22 protein-coding genes are annotated in these 26,980 nt (G+C 62.6%); 12 read left to right on the forward strand and 10 right to left on the reverse strand.

The features are described from left to right. The first annotated feature begins 48 nt into the window (after positions 1-48). The 10 genes from HMPREF9538_RS08860 to HMPREF9538_RS08815 all read left to right on the forward strand — a co-directional run bounded on the left by HMPREF9538_RS08860 (position 49) and on the right by HMPREF9538_RS08815 (position 8,730). The gene (locus tag HMPREF9538_RS08860) at positions 49-324 is read left to right on the forward strand and encodes a EutN/CcmL family microcompartment protein (protein ID WP_002915814.1); all 276 of its coding nucleotides are present in this window, start codon (positions 49-51) and stop codon (positions 322-324) included. A 10-nt stretch (positions 325-334) separates the two neighbouring features. Continuing rightward, complete coding sequence (gene pduO / locus HMPREF9538_RS08855; RefSeq protein WP_015958921.1) at positions 335-1,351, forward strand: two-domain cob(I)yrinic acid a,c-diamide adenosyltransferase PduO; 1,017 nt, start codon at positions 335-337, stop codon at positions 1,349-1,351. After that, positions 1,348-2,736, forward strand: a complete 1,389-nt coding sequence (gene pduP, locus HMPREF9538_RS08850; RefSeq protein ID WP_004143947.1) for a CoA-acylating propionaldehyde dehydrogenase PduP — start codon at positions 1,348-1,350, stop codon at positions 2,734-2,736. Before pduO ends, pduP begins: the two co-directional genes overlap by 4 nt. 11 nt (positions 2,737-2,747) lie before the next feature. After that, on the forward strand, positions 2,748-3,860 hold the full coding sequence (pduQ, locus tag HMPREF9538_RS08845) for a 1-propanol dehydrogenase PduQ (RefSeq protein ID WP_009485661.1): 1,113 nt from the start codon (positions 2,748-2,750) through the stop codon (positions 3,858-3,860). After that, a complete protein-coding gene (locus HMPREF9538_RS08840; protein WP_009485662.1) occupies positions 3,857-5,209 on the forward strand; it encodes a 4Fe-4S dicluster domain-containing protein in 1,353 nt (450 codons plus the stop codon). The genes pduQ and HMPREF9538_RS08840 overlap by 4 nt, the downstream gene beginning before the upstream one ends. A 2-nt stretch (positions 5,210-5,211) precedes the next feature. After that, positions 5,212-5,766 carry a propanediol utilization microcompartment protein PduT gene (pduT, locus tag HMPREF9538_RS08835; RefSeq protein WP_009485663.1) on the forward strand — a complete coding sequence of 185 codons (555 nt, stop codon included), beginning with the start codon at positions 5,212-5,214 and terminating at the stop codon, positions 5,764-5,766. After that, positions 5,766-6,116, forward strand: coding sequence for a propanediol utilization microcompartment protein PduU (gene pduU, locus HMPREF9538_RS08830; protein ID WP_002915850.1), 351 nt, complete (start codon positions 5,766-5,768; stop codon positions 6,114-6,116). The genes pduT and pduU overlap by 1 nt, the downstream gene beginning before the upstream one ends. Positions 6,117-6,120: 4 nt before the next feature. After that, a complete protein-coding gene (gene pduV / locus HMPREF9538_RS08825) occupies positions 6,121-6,561 on the forward strand; it encodes a propanediol utilization protein PduV (protein ID WP_009485664.1) in 441 nt (146 codons plus the stop codon). Next, positions 6,558-7,772 (forward strand): acetate/propionate family kinase, encoded by a 1,215-nt coding sequence (locus HMPREF9538_RS08820; protein WP_009485665.1) that lies wholly within the window; start codon positions 6,558-6,560, stop codon positions 7,770-7,772. The genes pduV and HMPREF9538_RS08820 overlap by 4 nt, the downstream gene beginning before the upstream one ends. A 91-nt stretch (positions 7,773-7,863) precedes the next feature. Next, entirely contained in the window at positions 7,864-8,730 is an 867-nt protein-coding gene (locus HMPREF9538_RS08815; RefSeq protein ID WP_020317261.1) for an L-threonine kinase, read from the forward strand. 3 nt (positions 8,731-8,733) lie between these two features. Here HMPREF9538_RS08815 and cobD read toward each other — a convergent pair whose 3' ends face one another. After that, on the reverse strand, positions 8,734-9,810 hold the full coding sequence (gene cobD / locus HMPREF9538_RS08810) for a threonine-phosphate decarboxylase CobD (RefSeq protein ID WP_004143954.1): 1,077 nt from the start codon (positions 9,808-9,810) through the stop codon (positions 8,734-8,736). A 17-nt stretch (positions 9,811-9,827) separates the two neighbouring features. After that, positions 9,828-11,081, reverse strand: a complete 1,254-nt coding sequence (gene amiC, locus HMPREF9538_RS08805) for an N-acetylmuramoyl-L-alanine amidase AmiC (RefSeq protein WP_004900318.1) — start codon at positions 11,079-11,081, stop codon at positions 9,828-9,830. A 227-nt stretch (positions 11,082-11,308) separates the two neighbouring features. Between amiC and argA the strand changes: the two genes are divergently transcribed. Both argA and HMPREF9538_RS08795 read left to right on the forward strand, forming a co-directional pair. Continuing rightward, a complete protein-coding gene (argA, locus tag HMPREF9538_RS08800) occupies positions 11,309-12,640 on the forward strand; it encodes an amino-acid N-acetyltransferase (protein WP_004149616.1) in 1,332 nt (443 codons plus the stop codon). Positions 12,641-12,869: 229 nt separating this feature from the next. Beyond that, the gene (locus HMPREF9538_RS08795; protein WP_009485668.1) at positions 12,870-13,190 is read left to right on the forward strand and encodes a hypothetical protein; all 321 of its coding nucleotides are present in this window, start codon (positions 12,870-12,872) and stop codon (positions 13,188-13,190) included. A 57-nt stretch (positions 13,191-13,247) separates the two neighbouring features. On the opposite strand, the gene recD is transcribed toward HMPREF9538_RS08795, so the two are convergent. From recD to HMPREF9538_RS0128060, 8 genes are all read right to left on the reverse strand, one after another. Continuing rightward, positions 13,248-15,092 (reverse strand): exodeoxyribonuclease V subunit alpha, encoded by a 1,845-nt coding sequence (gene recD, locus HMPREF9538_RS08790; protein WP_004900323.1) that lies wholly within the window; start codon positions 15,090-15,092, stop codon positions 13,248-13,250. Further along, positions 15,089-18,625: an exodeoxyribonuclease V subunit beta gene (gene recB / locus HMPREF9538_RS08785; RefSeq protein WP_009485669.1), complete on the reverse strand. Its 3,537-nt coding sequence runs from the start codon at positions 18,623-18,625 to the stop codon at positions 15,089-15,091. The genes recD and recB overlap by 4 nt, the downstream gene beginning before the upstream one ends. Beyond that, a complete protein-coding gene (ptrA, locus tag HMPREF9538_RS08780) occupies positions 18,622-21,507 on the reverse strand; it encodes a pitrilysin (protein WP_009485670.1) in 2,886 nt (961 codons plus the stop codon). Before ptrA ends, recB begins: the two co-directional genes overlap by 4 nt. A gap of 120 nt (positions 21,508-21,627) precedes the next feature. Beyond that, positions 21,628-25,005, reverse strand: a complete 3,378-nt coding sequence (gene recC / locus HMPREF9538_RS08775; protein WP_009485671.1) for an exodeoxyribonuclease V subunit gamma — start codon at positions 25,003-25,005, stop codon at positions 21,628-21,630. A 12-nt stretch (positions 25,006-25,017) separates the two neighbouring features. Next, complete coding sequence (locus tag HMPREF9538_RS08770) at positions 25,018-25,341, reverse strand: prepilin-type N-terminal cleavage/methylation domain-containing protein (RefSeq protein WP_009485672.1); 324 nt, start codon at positions 25,339-25,341, stop codon at positions 25,018-25,020. Continuing rightward, positions 25,326-25,733 carry a DUF2509 family protein gene (locus HMPREF9538_RS08765; protein WP_020317270.1) on the reverse strand — a complete coding sequence of 136 codons (408 nt, stop codon included), beginning with the start codon at positions 25,731-25,733 and terminating at the stop codon, positions 25,326-25,328. Before HMPREF9538_RS08765 ends, HMPREF9538_RS08770 begins: the two co-directional genes overlap by 16 nt. Further along, complete coding sequence (locus HMPREF9538_RS08760) at positions 25,730-26,287, reverse strand: prepilin peptidase-dependent protein (protein WP_009485674.1); 558 nt, start codon at positions 26,285-26,287, stop codon at positions 25,730-25,732. The genes HMPREF9538_RS08765 and HMPREF9538_RS08760 overlap by 4 nt, the downstream gene beginning before the upstream one ends. Then, positions 26,284-26,835, reverse strand: a complete 552-nt coding sequence (locus HMPREF9538_RS0128060; RefSeq protein ID WP_002915932.1) for a prepilin peptidase-dependent protein — start codon at positions 26,833-26,835, stop codon at positions 26,284-26,286. The genes HMPREF9538_RS08760 and HMPREF9538_RS0128060 overlap by 4 nt, the downstream gene beginning before the upstream one ends. Positions 26,836-26,980 lie beyond the last annotated feature (145 nt).

Consider the following 26,980-nt stretch of genomic DNA (forward strand, 5'->3'; position numbering starts at 1 on the left):
GAGGCGGCCGTCGCGCGGCATGTTCAATTGATTAAGCAGGAGTGAACTATGCATCTGGCACGCGTGACCGGCGCCGTCGTCTCGACGCAAAAATCGCCCTCTCTGAACGGCAAAAAACTGCTGCTGGTGCGCCGGGTAAGCGCGGACGACGATCGTCCGATTCTCCCCACGAGCGGCGATGAAGTGGCGGTAGATTCGGTTGGCGCTGGCGTCGGCGAGCTGGTGCTGCTCTGCAGCGGCTCGAGCGCACGCCACGTTTTCAGCGGCCCGAATGAGGCCATCGATCTTGCCGTCGTGGGCATTGTTGACTCACTTTCACGCTAAGGGGGCGCCTGTGGCTATCTATACCCGAACCGGCGATGCCGGCAGTACATCACTCTTTACCGGCCAGCGGGTCAGCAAGACGCATCCGCGCGTCGAAGCCTACGGCACCCTGGATGAACTGAACGCCATGCTGAGCCTGTGCGTCTGCGCCGTCGCTGAAGAGGAACAGCGCACCCTGCTCGAAGCCCTGCAGCAGCACATTTTTTGGTTCAGCGCGGAGCTCGCCAGCGACAGCGAACAGCCATCACCGGGTAAGCGCTATATCAGCAGCGAAGAGATTGCCCTGCTGGAGCAGACCATCGATCGCGAGATGGCCCGCGTGCCGGCGCTGCACCAGTTTGTATTGCCCGGACGCTGTGAAGCCGCCAGCCGTCTGCACCTGGCCCGCACCGTTGCCAGACGGGCGGAGCGCCGGCTGGTCGAGCTGGCGGCAGAGGTTACTATCCGTCAGATACTGCTGCGTTATCTGAACCGCTTATCTGACTGCCTGTATGCCCTGGCGCGCAGCGAGGATCATGCCGCTCACCAGCGCCGCCTTGTGACGGAGATCGCGGCCCGCTATCTGGCCGCCAGCGGGTCGCCTGCGCCCGACGCGCCCAAAGCCCAGGCCGGGTCGCTCTCCTTTCACGAGCTGCATCAGCTCATCCGTCAGGCCATTGAACACGCCCGCCAGCTGCAGGTGCCGGTGGTGATCAGCATCGTTGACGCACACGGCACCGAAACCGTGACCTGGCGAATGCCCGATGCGCTGCTGGTCAGCAGCGAGCTGGCGCCGAAAAAAGCCTGGACCGCCGTCGCCATGAAAACCGCCACCCACGAGCTCGCGACGACCGTACAGCCAGGCGCTGCGCTGTACGGTCTGGAGAGCCATCTGCAGGGCAAAGTCGTCACCTTTGGCGGCGGATATCCGCTGTGGCGCGATGGCCAGCTAATAGCCGGCCTCGGCATTAGCGGCGGCAGCGTCGAGCAGGATATGGCTATTGCACAGGCTGCCATGGCGGCCATTAACGTGAGAACTCATCAATGAATACAGCAGAACTGGAAACCCTTATCCGCACCATCCTCAGTGAAAAGCTCGCGCCGACGCCCCCTGCCCCTCAGCAAGAGCAGGGCATTTTCTGCGATGTCGGCAGCGCCATCGACGCCGCTCATCAGGCTTTTCTCCGCTATCAGCAGTGTCCGCTAAAAACCCGCAGCGCCATTATCAGCGCCCTGCGGGAGACGCTGGCCCCCGAGCTGGCGACGCTGGCGGAAGAGAGCGCCACGGAAACCGGCATGGGCAACAAAGAAGATAAATATCTGAAAAATAAAGCCGCTCTTGAAAACACGCCGGGCATAGAAGATCTCACTACCAGCGCCCTCACCGGCGATGGCGGGATGGTGCTGTTTGAGTACTCGCCGTTCGGGGTTATTGGCGCCGTGGCGCCCAGCACCAACCCAACGGAAACCATTATCAACAACAGTATCAGCATGCTGGCGGCGGGTAACAGCGTCTATTTCAGCCCCCATCCCGGCGCGAAAAAGGTCTCGTTGAAGCTTATCGCCAGGATCGAAGAGATCGCCTACCGCTGCAGCGGGATCCGTAACCTGGTGGTGACCGTTGCCGAGCCGACCTTTGAAGCCACCCAGCAAATGATGTCCCACCCGCTGATTGCCGTTCTGGCTATCACCGGTGGCCCTGGCATTGTGGCGATGGGCATGAAAAGCGGTAAAAAAGTGATCGGCGCTGGCGCCGGCAATCCGCCGTGCATCGTTGATGAAACCGCCGATCTCGTCAAAGCCGCCGAAGATATCATCAGCGGCGCCGCCTTCGATTACAACCTGCCCTGTATCGCCGAAAAAAGCCTGATCGTCGTCGCCTCCGTCGCTGACCGCCTGATCCAGCAGATGCAGGATTTTGACGCGCTGCTGTTGAGCCGACAGGAGGCCGATACCCTGCGTGCCGTCTGCCTGCCCGACGGAGCGGCGAATAAAAAACTGGTCGGTAAAAGCCCGGCTGCGCTGCTGGCGGCGGCGGGTCTCGCCGTTCCGCCTCGCCCCCCTCGCCTGCTGATAGCCGAGGTGGAGGCGAACGACCCCTGGGTGACCTGCGAGCAGCTGATGCCGGTGCTGCCGATCGTCAGGGTCGCCGACTTTGACAGCGCCCTGGCGCTGGCCCTGCGCGTTGAGGAGGGTCTGCACCACACCGCCATTATGCACTCGCAGAATGTTTCGCGGCTCAATCTGGCGGCACGCACGCTGCAGACCTCCATTTTTGTCAAAAATGGCCCGTCTTACGCGGGAATCGGCGTCGGCGGCGAAGGGTTTACCACCTTCACCATCGCCACGCCAACCGGAGAAGGCACCACCTCCGCGCGGACGTTCGCCCGCCTGCGGCGCTGCGTGTTGACCAACGGTTTTTCCATTCGCTAACCGGGGGCGCCATGCATACCTTTTCTCTGCAAATGCGCCTCTACAGCGGCCCGGGCAGCCTGGCCGCGCTGCAGCGCTTTAGCCATCAGCACATCTGGATCGTCTGCGACGGCTTCCTGGCGCGCTCGCCGCTGCTTGACCGACTGCGCGCCGCGCTGCCCGCCAGCAACCGCGTCAGCGTGTTCAGCGATATTACACCGGATCCGACCATTCACACCGTGGCGAAAGGGATAGCGCAGATGCAGGCCCTGCGTCCGCAGGTGGTGATCGGCTTCGGCGGCGGCTCGGCGATGGATGCCGCCAAGGCTATCGTCTGGTTCAGCCAGCAGGGCGGTCTGCCTGTTGACACCTGCGTGGCGATCCCCACCACCAGCGGTACCGGTTCGGAAGTGACCAGCGCCTGCGTCATCAGCGACCCGGAAAAAGGGATCAAGTACCCGCTGTTCCATGAGGCGCTCTGTCCCGACATGGCGATCATCGACCCGACGCTGGTGGTTAGCGTACCGCCCACCATCACAGCCCATACCGGGCTGGACGCGCTGACCCACGCCCTGGAGGCATGGGTCTCGCCGCAGGCCACCGATTTTACCGATGCGCTGGCGGAAAAGGCCGTAAGGCTGGTGTTTCGCGCCCTGCCCGTTGCGATTCGTCAGGGCGACTGCATTGCGACCCGCAGCAAAATGCACAATGCATCAACCCTCGCCGGTATGGCCTTTAGCCAGGCTGGCCTTGGGCTCAATCATGCGATCGCCCATCAGCTTGGCGGCCAGTTTCACCTCCCCCATGGCCTGGCCAATGCGCTGCTGCTGACCGCGGTGATCCGCTTCAATGCCGGCGAGCCGCGAGCGGCTAAGCGCTATGCACGCCTGGCCAGGGCCTGCCGCTTCTGCCCGCCCGCAGCTGGCGAACAGGAGGCTTTCCAGGCGCTGCTTACCGCGGTGGAAACGCTGAAACAGCAGTGCGCCATTCCCCCCCTCAAGGGCGCGCTGCAGGAAAAGTATCCCCTTTTCTTATCGCGAATTCCCGCCATGGTGCCGGCCGCGCTGGCCGACGCCACCCTGCGCACCAACCCGCGTCCGGTCGATGGCGCGGCCATCGCGCAACTGCTGGAGAACCTGCAATGAGTGAAGCGATAGTGCCACTATCAAGCATTGATGCAGCGGAGATCCGCGAACGCGTTCGGGCCGCTGGCGTCGTAGGAGCCGGTGGCGCAGGCTTTCCGACCCACATCAAACTGCAGGCCCGGGTGGACACCGTGCTGGTGAACGCCGCCGAATGCGAACCGATGCTGAAGGTTGACCAACAGCTGATGGCTCAGCAGGCTGACCGACTGATTCGCGGCCTGGGTTACGCGATGACCGCCACTGGCGCCCGGGAAGGGATCATTGCCCTGAAGGCGAAATATGCTCCGGCGATTGCGGCATTAACCCCACGACTCCCGGAATGGGCCCGGCTGCATATTCTGCCTGACGTCTATCCGGCCGGGGATGAGGTGCTCACTATCTGGCTGGCGACGGGACGCCGCATACCACCTGCCGCGCTGCCGGTCAGCGTCGGCGTGGTGGTCAATAACGTGCAGACCGTGCTCAATATCGCCAGAGCCGTGGAACAGGGCTATCCGGTGACTCGCCGGACGTTGACCGTCAATGGCGCCGTCGCCCGTCCGCTGACGCTGGCCGTACCACTGGGTATATCGCTGCGCGAGGTGCTGGATCTGGCCGGCGGCGCGACGGTTGACGATCCGGGGTTTATCAACGGCGGTCCGATGATGGGCTCGCTTATTACCTCCCTCGAGACACCGGTCACCAAAACCACCGGCGGCCTGCTGGTGCTCCCGGGCAACCATCCATTGATCCAGCGACGGCGGCAGGATGAACGAACGCTGCTCGCCATCGCCCGCACCGTCTGTGAACAGTGCCGTTTATGCACAGATTTATGCCCCCGGCACCTGATCGGCCATGAGCTTTCCCCTCATCTGCTGGTGCGGGCGGTGAACTATCGCCAGGCGGCCACCCCGTCGCTGCTGCTCAGCGCCCTGACCTGTTCGGAGTGCAACGTTTGCGAGAGCGTCGCCTGCCCGGTGGGTATTTCCCCCATGCGCATCAACCGTCTGCTGAAACGTGAGCTGAGGGCGAAAAACCTGCGCTACGACGGACCGCTGCGTCCGGCGGACGAGATGGCGAAGCACCGCCTGGTGCCGGTCAAGCGGCTCATCAGCAAACTGGGACTTGATCCCTGGTATCAGGAAGCGCCGCTGACGGCGGTGGAACCGGAGGTGGCCTGCGTCACCCTGCCCCTGCGCCAGCATATCGGCATCAGCGCCGTGCCCTGCGTCGCGCCGGGAGAGCGGGTAACGCGCGGCCAGGTGCTGGCGGATATCCCCGCCGACGCCCTCGGCGCGCCGGTGCACGCCAGTATTGACGGCCTGGTCTCCGCCATCACGGAGCAGGCCATTACGCTTGTAAGAGGTTAATCATGACCCAGGCTATCGGAATTTTAGAACTGACCAGCATCGCCAGGGGGATGGAGCTGGGCGACGTCATGCTGAAAAGCGCGAACGTACAGCTCCTGCTCTGCAGAACCCTTTGCCCCGGGAAATTCCTGCTGATGCTCGGCGGCGACATCGGCGCCGTGCAGCAGGCAATCGCCGCCGGCACCGCGCGCGCCGGGGAGATGCTGGTGGACAGCCTGGTGCTGGCCAACATTCACCCCAGCGTACTACCGGCGATCAGCGGTCTCAACGTGGTCGGGCAGCGGCAGGCGGCGGGGATCGTCGAAACCTGGAGCGTGGCGGCGTGCATCAGCGCCGCCGACCACGCGGTGAAAGCGGCCAACGTCACCCTGGTGCGGGTCCATATGGCGTTTGGTATCGGCGGCAAATGCTACATGGTGGTGGCGGGTGATATCGCCGATGTCGACAACGCCGTCACGGTGGCCAGCGACAGCGCAGGCGAGAAAGGATTACTGGTTCACCGGGCAGTGATCCCGCGACCGCACGATGCGCTGTGGCAACAGCTGATGGAGGGATAATGGAACCGCAAACCCCTACCGAACGCATGATCCAGGAGTATGTCCCGGGCAAACAGGTCACTCTGGCGCATCTCATTGCCAATCCTGGCAAAGATCTGTTCAAAAAGCTGGGTCTGCCGGACGCGGTCTCCGCCATCGGCATTCTTACCATTACCCCCAGTGAAGCATCGATTATCGCCTGCGACATCGCTACCAAGTCCGGCGCGGTGGAGATCGGTTTTCTCGATCGCTTCACCGGCGCGGTGGTGTTGACCGGCGATGTCTCCGCCGTGGAGTACGCGCTCAGGCAGGTCACCCGCACCCTCGGTGAGCTGATGCGCTTCACCGCTTGCCCAATTACCCGGACCTGAGCCCATGAAACGCCTGATGCTAATCGGACCCAGCCAGTGCGGCAAAACCTCGCTGACCCAGGTATTGCGTGGCGAAACCCTGCGCTATCAGAAAACCCAGGCCATCGTCTGGACGCCGGCCGCCATCGATACCCCCGGGGAATATCTGGAAAACCGCTGCCTGTACAGTGCACTGCTCACCAGCGCCTGCGAGGCCGATGTCATCGCGCTGGTACTAAATGCCGATGCGCCCTGGTCACCCTTTTCTCCGGGGTTTACCGCCCCGATGAACCGCCCGGTCATCGGGGTGATCACTAAAGCCGATTTGGCCGCCCCGCCCCGTCTGCAACAGGTCCGGACATGGCTCGAGCCGGCGGGCGCCGGACATATCTTTATCACCAGCGCGTTAACCGGCGACGGGCTTGATGACCTGTTCGCCTGCCTGAATGCAGAGGAATATCAATGACCTATAAAATCATGGCGATTAACGCCGGCAGCTCCTCCCTGAAGTTTCAGCTGCTTAACATGCCGCAGGGGGCGTTGCTCTGTCAGGGGTTGATCGAACGTATCGGCCTGCCCGAGGCCCGCTTCACGCTGAAAACGTCGGCACAGAAATGGCAGGAGACGCTGCCCATCGCCGATCACCATGAGGCAGTGACCCTGCTGCTGGAGGCGCTGACCGGCCGCGGGATCCTGAGCAGCCTGCAGGAGATCGACGGCGTTGGCCACCGCGTCGCCCACGGCGGCGAACGCTTCAAAGACGCCGCGCTGGTCTGCGACGATACCCTGCGGGAGATCGAGCGCCTGGCGGAGCTGGCGCCGTTGCATAACCCGGTCAATGCGCTGGGCATACGTCTCTTTCGCCAGCTGTTACCCGCGGTACCGGCGGTGGCGGTTTTTGATACCGCCTTTCACCAGACCCTGGCGCCGGAGGCCTGGCTCTATCCCCTTCCCTGGCGCTATTACGCCGAGCTGGGCATTCGCCGCTACGGTTTTCACGGTACCAGCCATTACTATGTCAGCAGCGCGCTGGCGGAAAAGCTGGGCGTACCGCTGAGCGCCCTGCGGGTAGTAAGCTGCCATCTGGGCAATGGCTGTAGCGTCTGCGCCATCAAAGGCGGGCAGTCGGTGAATACCTCAATGGGCTTTACTCCCCAGTCCGGGGTGATGATGGGCACCCGCAGCGGCGATATCGACCCGTCGATCCTTCCCTGGCTGGTGGAGAAAGAAGGGAAATCCGCCCTGCAGCTCAGCCAGCTGCTGAATAATGAATCCGGGCTGCTGGGCGTCTCCGGCGTGTCCTCTGATTACCGCGACGTCGAACAGGCAGCCGACGCCGGCAACGAACGGGCGGCTCTGGCGCTGTCCCTGTTTGCCGAACGCATTCGCGCGACTATCGGCAGCTATATCATGCAGATGGGAGGTCTGGACGCGCTGATCTTTACCGGCGGCATAGGCGAGAATTCCGCCCGGGCGCGGGCGACGATCTGCCGCAATTTGCATTTTCTCGGCCTCGCGTTGGACGACGAGAAAAACCAGCGGAGCGCGACCTTTATTCAGGCGGATAATGCGCTGGTCAAAGTGGCGGTGATCAACACCAATGAAGAGCTAATGATTGCCCGCGACGTCATGCGTCTTGCATTGCCGCAGGCGCGCGAGCTGGCGGTGTCGGCATAAACGACGCGCCTCCTCTTGCGGAGAATCATGGTAACCGGCGGGTCGCCATGCCACTATGCGCCCTGGCGAAGGTAAGCGGAAAGGTGAAAACGTGGCTGTTGCACAATGTCCCGCCTCGTGCGGAGAACTTATCCAGGGCTGGATCCTCGGCAGCGAAAAGCTGGTCTCCTGTCCGGTGGACTGGTACAGCACCGTCGAGGTCGAGACCGGGGTACCGCGAAAAGACGAGCGGCCGCTGTCGCGGGCGATGGTCGACCAGCTGCTGGCCCACTGGGGCTACCCCCCAGCGCTGAGCCAGCAGATCCGCATCACCCTGCACTCAACGATCCCGGTGGCCAAAGGGATGGCCAGCAGCACCGCCGATATCGCTGCCACCGCCGTCGCCACCGCCCATCATCTGGGCCATCTACTGGATGAGCCGACGCTGGCGCGCCTGTGCGTCGCGCTGGAGCCTACCGACAGCACCCTGTTTCGCCAGCTGACGCTGTTCGACCATAATACCGCCGCCACGCAAATCGCCTGTCCCCCTCCGCCGGCGCTCGACCTGTTAGTGCTGGAGAGCCCGCTGACGCTGCGCACCACCGACTATCACCAGCTGCCGCGCGAGCCGGGCCTGTTGGCAAACGCCTCCCGGCTGCAGCTGGCGTGGGAGAAAGTTCAACAGGCCTGCCACTGCGGCAACCCGCAGCTGCTGGGCGAAGCAGCAACCATCAGCGCCATTGCCAGCCAGCAGCTGTTGCCTAAGCCGGGGTTTGACGCGCTGCTGGACCTGGTGGAAAGCGCAGGGCTCTATGGTCTCAACGTGGCACACAGCGGCAGCGTCGTCGGCCTGCTGCTGGACCGCCGTCGGCATGACGTCGAATTTCTGCAATGGCGGCTGGCAGAGAGCGATATCGCCGCCCACTGGCCGCAGCAGCATCTGCTGGCGATGGTGCCCGGGGGCGTCATCCTGCAGTAGGCCTCAGGCCAGCACCCGGCGCAACGCCGCCAGCAGCTGGTCGTTTTCCTCGGCGCTGCGGATCGCCACGCGGAAATAGCGGCTATCCAGCCCCGGGTAGTTGGCGCAGCTGCGGATCAGCACATGCTGGCGCAGCAGGGCATATTGCAGGTCAAAATCGGCTCTGTCGCAGCGCAAGAACAGGTAGTTAGCACGCCCGGGCCACACGGTCAGCCCGGCCATCTCCTGCAGCTGCGCATAGAAACGCGCTCCCTCCTCCTGCAGCCACTGCCAGGTGGCCCGCTGATACGCCCGATCCTGGAGAATAATTTCCCCGGCCAGGGCGGCATAGGCGTTGATGGACCACGGCATTTGTCGCGCGCGCAGTCGGGCCACCGCCTGGGCATCAGCGTTCAGCAGGTAGCCGAGACGCAGCCCCGGAATGGCATAAAATTTGGTCAGCGATCGCAGAACCCAGACGTGCGGATGCTGCGCCAGCAGAGGAATAAACCCCGGCTGGTCGGGGATAAAGTCGAGGAAGGCCTCATCGAGGATCAGGCTGATGTTCAGCGCCCGGCAGCGCTGCGCAATGGCTTCCAGCAGGCCCCGCTCCGGCAGCAGGCCGGTGGGGTTGTTCGGGGTGCAGAGAAACAGGCAGTCCAGCGCCGGAGTCAGGGCATCGAGGATCGCGTCGGTCAGCTGCCAGCCATCGCGCTCCCGCAGGGCATACTCCACCACCTCACAGTCCACCGTCTGCAGCGCCCGCCGGTACTCCGCAAAACCGGGAATGACGATCATCGCCCGCCGCGGCTTAAGGCCGTGGACGAGGGTGAAGATCGATTCAGTTTCGCCGTTGCCGGCGAGGATATGCGCCGCCGGCAACTGATGGTGGGCAGCCAGCGCCTGATGCAGCTGTTGATACTCGACGTCAGGGTAGCGTTCGGCGCAGCCTGGGTTGTCAACGATCGCCTGCCTGAGCGAGGCAGGCATCCCCAGCGGATTGATGTTGGCGCTAAAATCCAGCAGCTCGCCGGGGGCTATGCCCAGCAGGGCGGCGGCCTCGCGGATATTGCCGCCATGGGCGCTTTTCAGTAAGGCCATGTCCCTTTCCTGTGTGGTTATCCGCGGCGGGCCAGCGTCGCGCCATCGGCAAAGTAGGCTTTAATCCCGGCGAGGATCGACTCGGCCACCTCCTGCTGGAATTTGGCCGTTTTCAGCTTTCGCTCTTCTTCCACGTTACTGATAAACGCCGTCTCCACCAGAATGGAGGGGATGTCAGGCGCCTTCAGCACCGCAAAGCCCGCCTGTTCTACCCGGTTCTTGTGCAGGTTATTGATATTGCCCATTTTCTCCAGCACCGCCTTGCCAAATTTGAGGCTGTCAGCGATGGTGAGAGACTGCACCATATCGAACATGGTGTGGTCGACATAGCGGTCGCCGCTCTTGCTGACCCCACCGATCAGATCCGAGGCGTTCTGCGTCTGGGCGAGATATTTTGCCGCGGTACTGGTGGCCCCCTTGGTGGAGAGGGCAAACACCGAAGAGCCGCTGGGCTGGCGGCTGGTAAAGGCATCGGCGTGAATCGACACGAACAGGTCGGCGCGCTGCTTCTGCGCCTTGGCGACACGCACTTTCAACGGGATGAACACGTCTTCGTTGCGGGTCATATAGGCCTTCATATTGCCTTCTTTGTCGATCAGCGCCCGCAGGCGACGGGCAATCTGCAGCACCACGTCTTTTTCGCGGGTGCGATACTTTCCCACGGCGCCGGAGTCTTCGCCGCCGTGTCCGGGATCGAGCATGATGACAATCGGCCGGTCGCGCCCGGCTTTGCCCGGCTGCGGCCCGCTTTGCGCCGGCGGCACCTGACGCTCCAGGTCGCCTTTGTTGTAATCCTCGAGCAGCGCCAGCAGCGGATCCTGAACATCGGTGGCGTTGGCGGGGTAGAGGTCCATCACCAGACGCTCTTTAAAGCCAGCCACCGGCGCGAGGGCAAACAGCTGCGGCTTGACGTTCTGCTTGAGCTCAAAGACCATGCGCACGGTTTGTGGATCAAACTGGCCCACGCGGGCGGACTTAATAAAGGGATCGTCATCGCGGATCTGGCCGCCCATGCCTTTCAGCACAGAGTTCAGGTTAACCCCTTCCAGATCCACTACCACTCGTTCCGGATTACTGAGGGCAAACTGCCGGTATTTCAGCACATGATTCGATTCTACCGTGACACGCGTGTAGGTCGATGCTGGCCAGACGCGAACGGCGACCACCCGCGCGGCGGCGGCCAACCCGACAGGGCTCACGCTCATTAACCACATGGCGCCCGCGCCCTGCAACAGACGGCGACGGCTTAATCCTGAGTTGTTTCCCGACATGCCACTCCCAAGCAATAAAAACGCATTTGTACCCAAAACAAACAGATTGACCAGAAACTTTAACGAAAGGCATATAACCTGTCATCTATAAAAGGGTAAACATTCATTGACACCCTGCGCCGGGTCACATGTTTTTCGCGACTTAGCCTAAAATTGGCACTTGCGTTTAACGGCAAAACAGAATAAAAATACAATAATTACGAATAATCATGCATTGAGGGTTTGTCATGGTGAAGGAACGTCGCACTGAACTGGTAGAAGGATTCCGCCATTCTGTTCCCTATATTAATGCCCATCGGGGAAAAACGTTTGTCATCATGCTGGGCGGCGAAGCCATTGAGCATGAGAATTTTTCGAACATTGTCAATGACATAGGATTATTGCATAGCCTGGGCATCCGTCTGGTGGTGGTCTATGGCGCTCGACCGCAGATTGACGCTAACCTCGCCGAGCACCATCACGAGCCGGTCTATCACAAGCAGACGCGAGTGACTGACGCCAAAACGCTGGAGCTGGTTAAGCAGGCGGCGGGGATGCTGCAGCTGGAGATCACCGCCCGTCTGTCGATGAGCCTCAACAACACCCCGCTGCAGGGGGCCCATATCAACGTTGTCAGCGGCAACTTTATCATTGCCCAGCCGCTGGGCGTCGATGACGGCGTCGATTATTGCCACAGCGGACGCATTCGCCGCATTGACGAAGAGGCGATTCATCGTCAGCTCGACAGCGGCGCCATTGTCCTGATGGGGCCGGTCGCGGTGTCGGTCACCGGCGAGAGCTTTAACCTGACTTCGGAAGAGATCGCTACCCAGCTGGCCATCAAGCTGAAGGCGGAGAAAATGATCGGCTTCTGTTCGTCGCAAGGGGTTTACAACCAGGCCGGGGAAATTGTCTCCGAACTGTTCCCTAATGAGGCGCAAGCCCGCGTCGAAGAGCTGGAAGCAGACGAAGACTATAACTCCGGCACCGTGCGCTTCCTGCGCGGGGCGGTGAAGGCCTGCCGCAGCGGCGTACGGCGCTGCCACCTGATCAGCTATCAGGAAAATGGCGCGCTGCTGCAGGAGCTGTTTTCACGCGACGGCATCGGCACCCAGATCGTCATGGAGAGCGCGGAGCAGATCCGTCGGGCGACCATCAATGATATCGGCGGTATTCTTGAGCTGATAAGCCCGCTCGAGCAGCAGGGCATTCTGGTACGCCGTTCCCGCGAACAGCTGGAGATGGAGATCGACAAATTCACCATTATTCAGCGCGATAACACCACCATCGCCTGCGCCGCCCTCTATCCTTTCCCGGAAGAGAAGATCGGCGAAATGGCCTGCGTGGCGGTGCATCCGGATTACCGGAGCTCGTCGCGGGGAGAGGTGCTGCTGGAGCGTATTGCCGCTCAGGCCAGGCAGATGGGACTGAGCAAGCTGTTCGTGTTAACCACCCGCAGCATCCACTGGTTCCAGGAGCGCGGCTTCACGCCGGTGGATATCGACCTGCTGCCGGAGAGTAAAAAGCAGATGTATAACTATCAGCGCCGGTCGAAGGTGCTGATGGCCGACCTCGCTTAAGCCCTTCTCCTCTCTATCTAACGGCCCGGGATAGCGCGACGCTTATCGCTTTATCCCCGGCCGGTCTCCCGCCCCTCTTCCCGCCAGCCTGGCGTACGCACGCGGGCGAAATTCCTGGTTTCCGCGCAGGCCATTTCTTTCTCGCTGGCTCACCGATATGCTATTGGCTGTCGACAGGACGTCGACTGGCGCCGCGGCCGCCACCCGCCCTGCAAGGATCGCTTAAAGAATGGAACCCAAACCGAACTGGCTGGTCAGACATATTAATCTCATTACCACCGCGGTCGCCCTCTATCCGTGGTTGCTGATGATACTGCTCCTCTGGGATAACCAGCGCCATCATCAGCATGGCTATGCCGCGCTCGGCGCCGCCATCGCGATATTATTTCTGCTGGCCCTGACGTCCGGCATGAATCTTCTCATCTCCTCGCTGGTGATTTTTTGTGCCCGCTGTTTCACCCCACCGCTGGCCGGCGGCGCAGCAGTCCGCTTTTTCGCGATGAACTCGATCTCGGCGCTCTGGCTTTTCCCTCTGTTCTTTAGTTACTGATTTTTCCGCCAGCCCGGGCGACGGCTGCAGCATTTTCCATCGCCCGGACTCGGCGTCTCATGGGGTTTCGCGCCCGGCGAAAATCTCCGCCAGGCCGCTGCGCCGTTCGGTGCGCGTCACAATGGCCTGGGAGAGCACCTGCTCGTCGGCATAGAGCGACAACCGCCGTTTCGCGCGGGTGATCGCCGTATAGACCAGTTCGCGGGTCACCAGCGGGACGCTGCGCGCCGGCAGGATCAGCGCCGCGTGTTCGAACTCCGAGCCCTGCGATTTATGCACGGTCATCGCCCAGGCGGTATCATGCTCCGGCAGACGGCTCGGCTGCACCGACTTGATGGCGCCGTCGGGCATCAGGAACCACACCCGCAGCTCGCCGTTGCGCTCCAGGGCGATGCCGATATCGCCGTTAAACAGCCCCAGCGCACTGTCGTTGCGCGATATCATGATCGGTCGGCCATCATACCAGCGAGAGTGGCGCGGCAGGGCGATCGCCCGCTGGCGGTTGAGCCGCTGCTCCAGCCGCTCATTGACGCCGCTCACGCCGTACGGCCCCTCGCGCAGCGCGCACAGCAGCTGGAATTCGCTGAAAGCGGCCAGCATGGCCTGCGGTTCGGCCCGCTCGCGGCGCAGCTGCAGGTAGCGCTCATAGCCCTGCTGAGCCGCGCCGAGCATGGCTTCGTACTCTTCGGTCGTGCTGAGGGGATGAAGCGCGATATCGTCAAACGGCTGGCGCAGCGTGGCCTTCACCTCCGCGCGCGCGCCAGCGTTCACCGCCCGCGCCAGGCTCCCGATGCCGGAGTGACTACCGAAGCGATAGCTCTTTTGCAGCAGGCACAAACTGTCTCTCAGCGCGCCCGCGATAGCCCCCTCGCCCGCCGGCACCGGCGAACCGGTCAGCCGGGTCAGCTCCTGCGCCCGCGCGGCGGTATAGCCCGAACTCGCCCAGGCGCAGATATCCCCCAGCACCGCCCCCGCTTCTACGGAGGCCAGCTGGTCGCGATCGCCGAGGAAAATCACCCGCCCGTGGGCCGGCAGCGCGTCGATAAGCCGCGACATCATCGGCAGGTCGATCATCGAGGCTTCATCCACCACCAGCACGTCCAGATGCAGCGGGTTGCCGGCGTGATAGCGCATCCGCTGGCTGCCTGGCTGGGCGCCCAGCAGACGATGCAGCGTGCTGGCCTCGGTGGGAATCAACGCTTTCTGCGCGTCGGTCAGCGGCAATTTTCTCAGCGCCGCGCCCAGCGATTCGGTCAGACGCGCCGCCGCTTTCCCCGTCGGTGCCGCCAGGCGAATACGACAGCGTGGGCTGTCTTCGATCTGGATCAGCGCCGCCAGAAGCTTCGCCACGGTGGTGGTCTTCCCGGTCCCGGGACCGCCGGAGATCACTGAGATGCGGCGGGTCAGCGCCACCGCCGCGGCCACTTTTTGCCAGTCGGTTTCGCCGGTGGCAGGGAACAGGGCATTCAGGGTTGACGCCAGCCGGGCCTCATCCATCTCCAGCACCCGGTTGGCTTCATTGAAGAAGCGGGCGACGGTCAGCTCGTTGCGCCACATCCGATTCAGATAGAGCCGGTCGCCGCACAAAATCATCGGCGCCGGAGCATCGCCGCAGCTCACCGCCGACGACGCGAGCAGCAGTGCGGGCCAGTCCTCCGGCGCGCCGGCTTCGGCCAGCAGCCGATCGCGGATCTCCCCCGCTTTACCACTCAGCGCCTCGTCGCCGCTCAACCGCGAGAGCGGCAGACAGACGTGCCCCTCGCCGGCATCCCGGCTCAGCAAGGCCGCCGCCAGCTTGACCGCCGGCGGGTCGTTTTGCGCCACCATCAGTGCAAACTGGACGTCCAGCGGCCGCAGCAGACGCTGCTCCACCGCCGCCAGCAGTAGTTGTTCGAAAGTCATGAGGCCTCCTCCTGAGTTTCTCCGGCAAAAAGCTGATCCAGACCGTCAATCAGCGGTCGCACCGGCCGGGTGGTGAAGATCCCCTGCCCCCCCTCCTGCCCGTCCATGCCGCGCAGGAAAAGATAAATCACGCCGCCGAAGTGGCGGTCATAGTCATAATCGGCCAGCCGGTGGCGCAGATAGCGGTGCAGCGCCAGGCTATACAGCTGATACTGTAGATCGTAGCGGTGGGCACGCATCGCCTGCTCCATCGCCGGCCGGGTGTAGGCCTCGCGATCTTCCCCCAGCCAGTTGGATTTGTAATCCAGCAGGTAATAACGGCCTTCGTGACGGAAGACCAGATCGATAAAGCCCTTCAGCATGCCGCGCACCTGGCGGAAATCCAGCGGCGGCGTGTCGGCAGAGAGGGGATCGTACTGGCGGATAAGCGCGTCAAGGCGCTCCGCCGTCAGCAGCTGGGCGATGGGCAGGTAAAATGCCATCTCCACCTGTTTATCCCGCGACGCAAGCTGATTGAGCGCGATATCCGGCCCCGGCAGGCGGGTCTTCAGCACGCCCCCCAGCCAGTCGGTCAGCACCGGCGCCCACTGCGCGTCAAACCCGCTCAGCTGCAGCTTCTCCGCCATCCACCCTTCCGGCACCGGCTGGGTGAAGTCCAGCTCCTCAAACAGGCTGTGCAGGAAGGTCCCCGGCGCGGCGCCGCGCGGGAAGTGGTGCGGAGTCAGCTGCGGCTCTTCCACGACTTCGCCGACGCCGGCGGCATCAACATCCAGACGCGGCAGCAAATCCTGCCCGCCGCTGAAACCATGCTGCTGCAGTCCGGAGTAACTGGTCACCCGCCAGTCGTCGGCAATGCGGCGCTGCAGCTCGCGCGCCGACAATCGCGGGATGGTCGCCGCAGGCGCCTGCCACGGGGTGAGATCCAGTTCGCCCGGTCTCTGTAATGCAATATCGCCATGACAGAAGTCCGCCAGCCGCGCAGCCAGCCCGGCGGCGTCCATGGCTTCGCCCGCCTGCAGCAGCCGTCCCAGCGCGCTGAGGTGGAAATCGCTGTTGCCGGATTTCCGGCTGCTGAGCGGCGCCACGCCGAGGCTGCAGTGCCAGACCGCGCGGGTCAGGGCCACGTACAGCAGGCGCAGATCTTCCGCCAGTCGTTCCGCCTCCGCCAGCTCGAGGCTGGCCTCATCCTGGCCCAGATCCAGCACCGCCGCGAACGTCTCGCGATCGTGGTAAAACGCCTGGTCCTGTTTACGAAACCGGGCGATAAACGGCAGCCAGACCAGGGGGTATTCCAGCCCTTTTGACTTGTGAATAGTGACAATTTGCACCAGGTGCTTATCGCTTTCGAGACGCATCTGCTGGCTGGCGGCGTTGCTGTCCGGCTCGGCGATATGCTGCGCCAGCCAGCGCACAAGGGCATGCTCGCTTTCCAGCTGGCTGGCCGCCTCCTGCAGCAGTTCGCTGATGTGCAGAATGTCGGTTAAGCGCCGCTCGCCGCCGCGTGTCGCCAGCAGATTCTCGGCGATATGTCGGGCCGTCATCAACGCCCGCAGCATCGGCATCACTCCGCGCTGCCGCCAAATCTGGCGGTATTCGCTGAACTCTTCCACCAGCGCGTCCCACGCCTGCTCATCCTGGTTCAGGTTTTCAATATCCAGCGCGGTCAGGCCAAACATCGACGTCGCCAGCGCGCTGCGCAGGGTATTTTCCCGCTCCGGGGCCAGCACCGCCTGCAATAGCCAGAGCAGCTCCTGGGCCTCCAGCGTCTCAAAAACGCTGTCGCGGTTGGAGAGGTAGACCGAGGGAATACCCAGCGTCTGCAGCGCTTCACGCACCTGCGCCGCCTCCAGCCGGTTGCGCACCAGCACGGTAATATCCGAAGCCTGTACCGGGCGCGAGGTTTCCCCGCGCCACAGCAGCGCGCGCCCCCGCTGACCGGCGCTCAGCCAGTCGCGGATCTGCGTGGCGCAGAGCTGCGCCATAAAGGTCTGATAATCGCCAGACCCGACGGTGTCGCCGGGCATCAGCCAGACGTTCATCGCCGGTACGTCCGCCGCGTCAACGGTAAAGCGCAGCCCCTTGTTCTTCGCCGCCGCCTTCACCGGCAGGAACGGGATCTCGTGGAACATGAAGGGGTTATCGCTGAGGCTGAACAGCCGATTGACGCTGCCCACCATGCCCGGCGAGGAGCGCCAGTTGGTATCGAGGGTGTAGTGCGCGGCAACGTCGCCGCGCGCTTTCATATAGGTAAAGATATCGGCGCCGCGAAAGGCGTAGATGGCCTGCTTCGGATCGCCGATCAGCAGCAGAGCCGTCTCCGGCTGCCGGCGCCAGATGCGGCGAAAAATCCGGTACTGCTGAGGGTCGGTGTCCTGAAATTCATCGATCATCGCCACCGGAAAACGCTGGCGAATGGCGCTGGCCAGCGTCTCGCCGCTGTCGCCGCGCAGCGCCTCGTCAAGCCGGCTGAGCATATCGTCAAACCCCAGCTCGCCGCGGCGGCGCTTTTCGCGGGCGACCGCATCGCGGATCTCGACCATCGCTCTCGCCAGCACCAGATCGGTGAGCGTCAGCGAGGAGGCCAGCAACGACTCTACGGCGCTAAACAGGGGATGCACCGGCGGTTCGCCACCGGCTTTGGTGCGCTCGAGCAGAAACGACTGGGCAAATTTCTCCAGCGCGTCGGGCAGCTGGTAGCTTAACGTCTCTTCCTGCGCCCAGGCGTTCACTTTCTCCATCCACTTGCCCTGGTTGCCGCGATTAAACTTCCGCCGGTCAAGGCCGGAATTTTCCAGCACGCCTTCGATCTCGCCCACCTGCTCGCGCCACTGCTGCTTGAGCGAGTCAATGCGGGCGATGATCTGCTGATGGCGTTCGGCCAGCGTCTCGTTAGGGGCTGGCGGCGACTTAAGCTGCGGCGCTTCGCCCTGCAGCCAGCGGTCAAGGGACTTCAGCAGATCGCGCGGCCCTTTCCAGACGTCGTGGATCACCGCAGCGATATCGCGGGTCAGGGGATAGCAGTGGCGGCGCCAGAAATCGGCGCAGGCCTGATAGCGCAGACGGGATTCATCCTCGATCAGCTGTTGCTCGAACAGCATGCCCGACTCGAAGGCGTTAAGGCTCAGCATCCGTTGGCAAAAGCCGTGGATGGTGAATACCGCCGCCTCGTCCATCTGCCGTTCAGCCAGCAGCAGCGTCTTCGCAGCGTCATCTTTATCGGCGATCTCCGCCAACAACGCGCTGTAGAGCGGATTGTCGGATTCGCCGCGCAGGCAGGCGATGCGCAGTTCGTGGATGTTGCTGCGGATACGGCCGCGCAGCTCTTCGGTCGCCGCCTCGGTAAAGGTCACCACCAGCAGTTCTTCAACGCTGATGGCGCGGGGATAGGCGGCCTCACCGCCCAGCCCCAACAGCAGCCGCAGATACAGCGCGGCGATGGTAAAGGTTTTTCCGGTGCCCGCAGAGGCTTCTATCAGGCGCTCGCCGATCAGGGGCAAGCGCAGGGGATCCAAAGACTCAGCGGTGTCGGTCATTCATTCTCTCGCATCAGGGGTAAGGATTGCTGCAATGCGCTGACGTTTTCCCACACTTTGCCGCCTTTCGGCTGGGCATAGTCCGCTTTGCCATTCTGGCTACCGGAAATCTGGGACAAGATCGTCATGCCCTGCGGATCCACCACCGTCTGATGGAAGAAGTCGGCAAGTTTTTGCGGCGTCAGCAGTTTAATCTGAGCCACTACTTTATCACGTGAATCAAAACGCATATTACCGCGATCGAAATCTTTGCTCAGTTTCGAGGCTTCATCGCCCAGCGTCTGCGGCGCCTGCAGCATCTGGCTTATCACCGCCTGCTGGAGCTGGGCAAACTCTTCCGGCTTCATCGCCCGCAGCTTCGCCTCCGCGGTGGGGAAGAAGGCCTGGAACCGCTGCCAGAGGAAGGCCGGTTGCTTATCGCTACTCTGCAGCAGGAAGCCCATGCCCCACTGGCGCCCCACGTTCATCGGGAAGGCAAAGACCGCGTAGCCGAGCTGCTCTTCGGTACGCAGCTGGTTGTAGAACCACGGCTGAATAATCTGTCCCAGCAGGGTGCTGGCGGCGGTGCTGCTGAACTCATCAACATTGGGCGGCGCGAACACCGCGGCCAGCGCGGAGTCGGTGCTGTTGCCCGCTTTGTTGAAGATCGCCAGCTGCTGCCGGTTCACCACCACGTCTTTATTGCGGCACCATTCGTTGCCGTCAGCGCCCAGCTGCTGCTGGATCTGGCGGGCCAGGGTCGTGGCGGCATCGGCGGTCATATTGCCGATCACCATCAGTTCAGGACGCCCCCTGGTTTTCAGGTTGGCGCGGTAGTCGAGCACCTCTTTAAGGGTAATGGAGGGCAGCAGCGCCCGGCGCACTTCGCGCTGGAAGTACGGCACCTGCGAGACCATCTGGATCGGCATAATCGCCTGATCGTAGGCTTTGCCTTTCTCGGCGGAATCCATCATCTGCGCATACCAGGATTTGGCCTGCTCCAGCTGCTCCTCGGTCGGCGTATAGCTGAAGTATCCCTGCAACAGATCGCTGAACAGCGCCGGAAGATGCTGGGTATAGCCGTTGGCATTGACCATTAATCCGTTATTAGCGCCGGTAGAGAACGAAATGCCGCCGACCGCCGCCTGGTTACTGAGCTGGTCGAGGGCGATGCCGGCGAGATAATCGTTGAGGGCAAACATCACCTGCCGGCGAGCGCTGTCCATCGCCTGAGGGTTACGCAGCACCAGGGAGATGTCCGCCTTCGGCTCGCTGGCAAAATACTGGCTCGGGGCATACACCACCCGCAGCGTCGGTTCATCCAGGATCAGCTGCGGATGCGGCCAGGCTTTATCGCTTTTGCTAAGGGTGAAGTCATCCGGAATATAGGGGTTGAGCGCCGGCAGCTGCAGCTGGATGGCCTGCGATTTGTGCTGCCAGTCAGCGAACGTCTGCTCGCTAATCTTATCCACCTGATACGGCGCATCGACAAAGTAGGCCGTCTTGTTATGCGGCTCCTGGGGGCTGATATACCAGATGCGGGCGTTCTGCGGGGTCATCATCGCCAGCCGGTCTTTGATCGCCTGCGGGTCGTACTGGTCGGCAATATTTACCACGTCCAGCGCATGCTCGACCGGCACCCGGATCATGGTGTCCGCCAGCCATTCCACGTAGTCCATGTCGCGGTTGATCGACGGATAGCGGAAATCGAGCGCCAGCACATGCGCCAGTTCGTCGAAATAGCGTTTGTCGATGCCCTGAGTACGCAGGAGGTCGAGGTAGCTGAAAATGGCCGCCGTCACTTCATCGCGGTGCGCCAGGCCTTTGTCGGTGAGGGTGGCTGAGATCGCCAGTACGCCGCTGTTGCCGTTTACCACCGGATCGGAATCGGCGCGGATACCTTCCGCCAGGCCCTGTTTTTGCAACCAGTCAGAGAGCGTGCCCGGGCTGCGGTTGCCGATAAGATAGGTGACCAGCTCATCGGTTTTGCTGCGGAAGCGATCGCTGTTGTTGTCGATGCGAAACTCGACGCGCAGCACTTTACGCGGCATCGCCGGCACATAGTGAATAATGATGCCTTTTTGCGCATCCGTGACCACCGGGACGGTAATTTCCGGCCTGCTGATCTGACGATTCGGCACGCGGCCAAAGGTGTCCGCAGCCATGCGCGCCAGCGCCGGCAACGGCTTGTTGCTGTAGATCACCGCTTTCATCAGATTGGCGGAGTACCAGCTATCGCGGAAGGTGTGCAGCGCATCAAGCACCGGGCTGCCGGGCTTATCGCTGAGCGTCTCGAGGTTGCCACCGGAGAAGTGGGCCGCCGGGTGAGCCGGGTTGATGGTCTCCGCGCTGACCTGGGCCATGCGCATCCCGTCTCGCGTCCGGGCCATCGTCAGCTCGGCGTTGACCGCGTTACGTTCGCGGTCGGCATATTTTTTATCCAGCAGCGGCGCGGCGATGGCGTCGGCCAGGCGATCTACGGCCCCGTCCAGCGCATCATTTTCCACTTCAAGATAAAACGCGGTGCGGTAGGGCGCGGTACTGGCGTTATGACTGCCGCCGTGCAGCTTAAGAAACTCTGCAAGGCTGTCAGGCTGGGGATATTTTTGCGACCCCATCAGCGTCATATGTTCCAGAAAATGCGCCAGCCCCTGATGATCTGCCGGATCCTGCAGGGATCCCACCGGCACCACCAGCGCCGACAGCGATTTCACCGCCTGCGGATCGGAAACCAGCAGCACGACCATGTCGTTATCAAGGCGGATCGCCTGATACTGACGCGTATCTTTTTCGCTTTTGCGGATCGTCTCCTGAATCGGCTGCCATCCGGTGTCGGCCTGACTAAACGGCGCCCAGAGGGCGGCCAGCACAACAAAAACCTTGAACCATAAACTGCGGGGCATTCACGAACCTCATCATTAACAAACTTGCGCTGCACAGCGTGCAGCCTTTTATGTCCATCAGTCCGTGATACGTTGCGCATATTAAATGAACCGCCATTCAGTGCGCAATTTTTATACTATTTAAATTTGTGTGGACCGATGGTAACGATATAGCGGTAACAGATAACGCTGCGTCTGGGCAATGATTTCTTCGTAATGCGCCGGCTCCAGCGAACGCCACAGGCGTTGATACCAGATATCGGCGCCCTCCCCGCTGACCACCATGTTCCCTTCGTAGGTCTGCAGGAATTTGCTCCGCGCTTTCTGCTGCGTCTCTTCGTCCATTAAGATGACATCCTTTTCGGCGTCGTAACAGGCTTTCAGCCAGGCGCCACCGCTTTCCGGCAGCAGCAGCAGCGGCTGCGACATCCCCAGCAAATAGCCATCCACCAGCTCGTTAAGGTACGCCTGCGCCTCGGCGGGCGCCAGCGCCGGAAAGCGCCACTCTCCCTCTTTCCGCACAAACAGCCGGCTCTCGCCGGTGCCGCCGCTGGCGCAGTAGACAAGGTGTTCCAGCCAAAGTTGCATCCCCTGGGAGACGCTCAGCAGCGAAGGCCGCCAGCGCAGCAGACCGTCCGGCTGCACCTGCTGCAGCCAGCCGGTCAGGTTCACGCCGCCGCACTGCAGATCGATCTCCATGCTCTGCGCCTGCTGGCGCTCGGCCATCACCCGCTCGGCCAGCGCCTGCATCTCCAGGCGCTGCGTCTCCCAGACCAGCTCGCCAAAGGCGCCATACGGCAGCTCGCCGGCGGCGCGAAAGCGGCGGAACATAGCCGAGACGTCCTGCTCCTCAATAAGCGTATTGAGCAGTTGCTGATTCAGTTGATAACGGCTCAGCCCTTCAAGAGTGAACGGCTCGTCGTCTGGAATATCGTCCTCTTCGGCGCGGAAATTGACCCGCAAACGCTGCTGAAAGAACGCGCGTACCGGGTGCTGCCAGAAGCGCAGAAGCTGATCGAACGGCAGGCTGTCAATCGGCGGCGCGGTGAGCGGCTGTATAAAATCGCTATGCGCCTCTCCCTGCTGGCCGGCGGCCGCCAGCCATTCACGAGCGTAGCTCTTGTTCTCGTCTTCCTGGAAATTGGCAACGTCGAACGGCATGCGCGTATGCAGATGGGTGATATGGGCTTTAACCCGCGCTTCGCTGGCGTCGCAGTCAAGCTCTTCGTCACCGGCGAGACAGTGGCTCTGGCCGATATAATCCACCAGCTCCTGCACCAGCACCGAAGGAAAACGCTCGCTGTTGTCCTGGATCGAACGGCCGATATAGCTGATATACAGCGTCTGCTCGGCGGACATCAGCGCTTCGAGGAACAGATAGCGGTCATCATCGCGCCGGCTGCGGTCGCCGCGCTGCGGCTTCTGGCTCATTAAATCAAAGCCCAGCGGCGGTAGCGTGCGCGGATAAACCCCGTCATTCATCCCCAGCAGGCACACCACCTTAAAGGGGATCGAACGCATCGGCATCAGGGTACAGATATTGACCGGGCCGGCAAGAAAGCGCTGGCTGATCCGCTGCTGATCGAGGCGCTGGGCCAGCTCATAGCGCAGCAGCGTCAGCGGCACCTGCTCGCCATACTGCGCCTCCAGACCGCTATCAATAACCGCCAGCCACTGCTGCTCAATCAGCGCCAGCGCCGCTTCGGTCTCACTGTCCGGCAGGAAAAAGTCATTCAGCAGATCGCGACAGACCGGCAGCCACTCCGCCAGCGGCCGCTGCTGGGCCAGGCCGCGTCGCCACAGATTAAGCTGCATCAGCAGCGATGCGAGGTTGCCCACCAGCTCGGCGATCAAACCGCTGGATTCGTCATATGGCAGCACCGACTGCCATTCTCCCTCGCGGCTGTCCATCGCGTAGCCCAACAGCATGCGGGTGAGGCCGAACCGCCAGGTATGCTGCCCGGTCGCCGGCAGGTCCAGCTCACGGACGTTGTCGTCATCCATTCCCCAGCGGACGCCGGACTCGTTCACCCACTGGCGCAGGTAGCGCAGCCCTTCTTCCGTGATATTAAAGCGCGCCGCCAGCACCGGGACGTCCAGCAGCGCCAGCACATCTTCACTGGCGAAGCGGCTGTCCGGCAGCGAGAGCAGCGTGATAAACGCCTGCAGCACCGGGTGCGACTCTCGGGCGCGACGGTCGGAGATCGCCCACGGCAGCCAGCGATCGCCGCTGGCGGCGCCAAACACCGCCTGTATATATGGGCTGTAGCTGTCGATATCCGCCACCATGACGATGATATCCCGCGGCGTGAGCGTCGGATCCGCCTCCAGCATCGCCAGTAGCCTATCGTGCAGAACCTCCACTTCGCGCTGCGGACTGTGGCAGACGTGAATGCTCAGACTGCGGTCATCCAGCGTCAGCGGACGTTTGTCGCGACTGTGGGCGAATGCCTCTGCGCTCTGCCCGGCCACCGCCGCGTTGCGCAGTTCGAGGATATCCGATTGCAGGTTATGCAACAGGTTATCGGGGGCGATGTCGACAAAAGCGTCCAGCTCCTCATAGCGCTCCAGCCCCGCCAGCAGGTAGATATAGTCGCGCCCCAGTTTCCCCCAGGAGGCGAGCAACGGGTTGCCGACATCCTGTTCCCCGGCGTCATTAAACAACCCCGGCGCCTGCTCGGTGTCGCGAAACAGAGGTAGCGCGCGCGCCTCGCGGTGATGGCGCCGCTGACGCGACAGCAGCTTCGCCAGAAACGCCGGATCCTTAATGTCTCCCCAGTAGTAGCGGCAGGGGTTGGTAAACAAGACATAGACATCGACATGCTTACCCAGCGCCTGCAGCGCCTGAAGATAGACCGGCGGCAGCGCGGAAATCCCGCAGATGAAGACGCGCGACGGCAGCCCGGCGGGCGGTTCGTCCGCTTTTTCCAGGGTACTGATAAAGCGCTGGTAGAGATTGGCGCGGTGCCACTGCGGCTGCCCCAGCTCGGCGGTGTAGCTCACCAGCGCCTGCCACAGCGGCGCCTGCCACTGCTGGGCATCGCCGAGACCTTCCACCCGCTGGCCGGCCTCCCAGCGCATCAGCCACTCCGGGCGATAGACGAGGTACTGGTCATAGAGGTCCGCCACCCGGGCGGCCAGCTGAAACAGCTTGCGCTTGTCGCCGTCATCACTCAGATACTGGCGCAGCAGGATAAAATCGTCTTCCTCCAGGTGCTGCGGCAGGAGGGTCATCAGCTTCCAGCTCATGCTCTGCTTGCTGAAGGCGCTTTCGCCCGGAATATCTTTCAGGACGCGCACGAACATATCCCAGATAAAGCTCGCCGGCAGCGGGAACTCGATATTGGCGGCAATCCCGAAGCGCGCGGCCAGGGTCATCTGCAGCCACTGCGCCATGCCGGTACTCTGCACCAGCACCATTTCGGCCTGAAAAGGGTCATCCAGCCGCTGGCGCTCGACGATAAACTCCATCAACGCCTCGAGAACATCCAGCCGGTTTGAGTGGTATACCCTTAACATAATTGCTCCTGACTACTGGCTGACCGGGCAATGCAGCCGGGTCATCTGCACCCGCTTTGCAACGGGTCTACTGATCGTTACCGTGATGCTGACACATCTTTGCCTCGATGTCTGCATACGGCTTACCTGCCCGCGTGCCGGCGACGGCGGCGCGGAGAGCTGGCTATAGCGCCACGCGTCGCGCCACAGTTGACGGGTCTGGTTCAACTGGACAATTCCTTGCGCCATTCCGCGCTGATAGCCGCCCAGCGCGGTGATCGTCAGCACCATCAGCGCCATCGCCAGCACGGTCTCCGGCAGGCTAAACCCCCGCTGACGCTTCAGGGCATTTGACATAAGCTCGCCTCCCTGAGCGGGCAAAAATCGCTCCAGCCGTGGCCGGAAAAACGCACCTGCCCGCCGCGCACCTCGCCGGACTGCCAGACCTGCACCTCGCCGCTGGCGCTGCTGAGCAACAGTGAACCGTCGCCGAAGATACGCAGACAGGCGCGCCAGCCCTGCGGCGCCTGCTCCCGGCAGGCCAGCGCCACCTGCGCCGACCAGACCTGCTGTTTTCCCCACTGCAGCGCGGAATGGGCTATCGCCGTATCGCGGATCGCCTGCGTTTCGCTGGCGGTTTGCGCCAGCAGCGCCCGCTGCTGCAGGTTAAGCCCCTCGAGTAACAGGCTGCCGAGGGTCAGCAACAGGAGCACCATCAGCAGCGACGACATTCCACGCTGGCGGATCACAGGTTATACCCCGTCACCCGCTGCTCAACCTCGCTCGTCAGGCCCGTCTGTTGCGCGGAGCGCGCCGCCAGCGTCACGCTCAGCTCCGGCGCGAAGCCCGGGGTGACTTGACGTTGTACCGAGAAGCGCGTCACCACGATGGCGGCCGGGTTGGTGATTTTCTCCCATCCGCCGCCGCGGCAGTCGCTGGCCCCGCGCAGGGTCTCCAGCGCGCCGTCGTGCAGGCGAAAGCCGGTGCTCTCCGCCGCTGCCGCGGGGGAGGTTTCCCATCTCCCGTTGCTGTTCGCATCCCAGCGCACAATCAGACACTCGCCGCCAGCGGCTAGCTCCAGCCCGGCTCCGCCGCACGCTCCCCGGCAGTACCCGGCGCGCTGCAGATGTTTTCCCACGGCATGCACACGCTGCCACAGCTCGTTCTCCAGGGCCAGCTGTTCGCCCTGGCGCAGAATATGACGCTGCAGGGCAGGCAGAAAGCGGCAGGCCCCCATCAGCAGCAGCGAGCCGATGGCCATGGCGATAAGCGCCTCCGCCAGGGAAAATCCGCGGCGGCTCACTGACACCCTCCTGCGCTGTCGCTGCGGCATAAACGAATCCGCCCCCAGTGTGAGATCACAATGCTCCAGCTGCCGGCCGCGCTCTGCAGCCGCAGATTCCCCGCCCAGGCGGTGCTGCGCAGACCATAAAACCCCAGACCAGGCGTAACGCCAGCCAGCGTGATCCCCGGCCAGCGCGGGCGCAGCGTGAAGGATGTCCCCGAGGCGCAGTCAGGCCCCTCCCCCTCCGCGCTCAGGCACCAGCCCACTTCGTCCTGGCCGACGCGAAGCACGCGGTCCCGGTTGTAGGCGTTGGCGTCATCGCGCAGAAAGAGCAGAAAATCCCGCACCTGGACGGCAGTTTGCCACAGTCGTTGCTGCTGCTGCCAGCGCTGCCAGCCGTACAGGCCGCCGACGCTGAGGATCATCATCAGTGTCAGCGTTACCAGGGTTTCCATCAGGGTGTAGCCATGTTCTCTGTTCATGGCGTCGAGTATGCCGCGGCGATTGGCCCTGGCGCGACGACGGAAAATAGCTTTCCCGGCCAGATACGCAAAAAAGCTTTGCATACTCGACAGAAGAACATTTTTTTGCGAACGTCTAGCCAACTTCGCCCACCGCAACCACCTGTGGCCTGGGGGGCAGGTGAAAACAACCTTCTCCCGGTGGTAACGGAAAGCGCTCCCATCGGGTGGTGCGAAGGGCATAAAAAAA

The organism is Klebsiella sp. MS 92-3 (genome assembly GCF_000195655.1).
GTDB lineage: Bacteria > Pseudomonadota > Gammaproteobacteria > Enterobacterales > Enterobacteriaceae > Klebsiella > Klebsiella pneumoniae.

Coding starts and splice junctions, on each gene's coding strand:
- recC (WP_009485671.1), bottom strand. CDS start 25,005: ATGTTAAGGGTATACCACTCAAACCGGCTGGATGTTCTCGAGGCGTTG.
- recB (WP_009485669.1), bottom strand. CDS start 18,625: ATGACCGACACCGCTGAGTCTTTGGATCCCCTGCGCTTGCCCCTGATC.
- pduQ (WP_009485661.1), top strand. CDS start 2,748: ATGCATACCTTTTCTCTGCAAATGCGCCTCTACAGCGGCCCGGGCAGC.
- HMPREF9538_RS08840 (WP_009485662.1), top strand. CDS start 3,857: ATGAGTGAAGCGATAGTGCCACTATCAAGCATTGATGCAGCGGAGATC.
- HMPREF9538_RS0128060 (WP_002915932.1), bottom strand. CDS start 26,835: ATGCAAAGCTTTTTTGCGTATCTGGCCGGGAAAGCTATTTTCCGTCGT.
- pduP (WP_004143947.1), top strand. CDS start 1,348: ATGAATACAGCAGAACTGGAAACCCTTATCCGCACCATCCTCAGTGAA.
- ptrA (WP_009485670.1), bottom strand. CDS start 21,507: ATGCCCCGCAGTTTATGGTTCAAGGTTTTTGTTGTGCTGGCCGCCCTC.
- HMPREF9538_RS08795 (WP_009485668.1), top strand. CDS start 12,870: ATGGAACCCAAACCGAACTGGCTGGTCAGACATATTAATCTCATTACC.
- recD (WP_004900323.1), bottom strand. CDS start 15,092: ATGACTTTCGAACAACTACTGCTGGCGGCGGTGGAGCAGCGTCTGCTG.
- pduT (WP_009485663.1), top strand. CDS start 5,212: ATGACCCAGGCTATCGGAATTTTAGAACTGACCAGCATCGCCAGGGGG.
- pduU (WP_002915850.1), top strand. CDS start 5,766: ATGGAACCGCAAACCCCTACCGAACGCATGATCCAGGAGTATGTCCCG.
- amiC (WP_004900318.1), bottom strand. CDS start 11,081: ATGTCGGGAAACAACTCAGGATTAAGCCGTCGCCGTCTGTTGCAGGGC.
- HMPREF9538_RS08820 (WP_009485665.1), top strand. CDS start 6,558: ATGACCTATAAAATCATGGCGATTAACGCCGGCAGCTCCTCCCTGAAG.
- pduV (WP_009485664.1), top strand. CDS start 6,121: ATGAAACGCCTGATGCTAATCGGACCCAGCCAGTGCGGCAAAACCTCG.
- cobD (WP_004143954.1), bottom strand. CDS start 9,810: ATGGCCTTACTGAAAAGCGCCCATGGCGGCAATATCCGCGAGGCCGCC.
- HMPREF9538_RS08770 (WP_009485672.1), bottom strand. CDS start 25,341: ATGTCAAATGCCCTGAAGCGTCAGCGGGGGTTTAGCCTGCCGGAGACC.
- HMPREF9538_RS08860 (WP_002915814.1), top strand. CDS start 49: ATGCATCTGGCACGCGTGACCGGCGCCGTCGTCTCGACGCAAAAATCG.
- argA (WP_004149616.1), top strand. CDS start 11,309: ATGGTGAAGGAACGTCGCACTGAACTGGTAGAAGGATTCCGCCATTCT.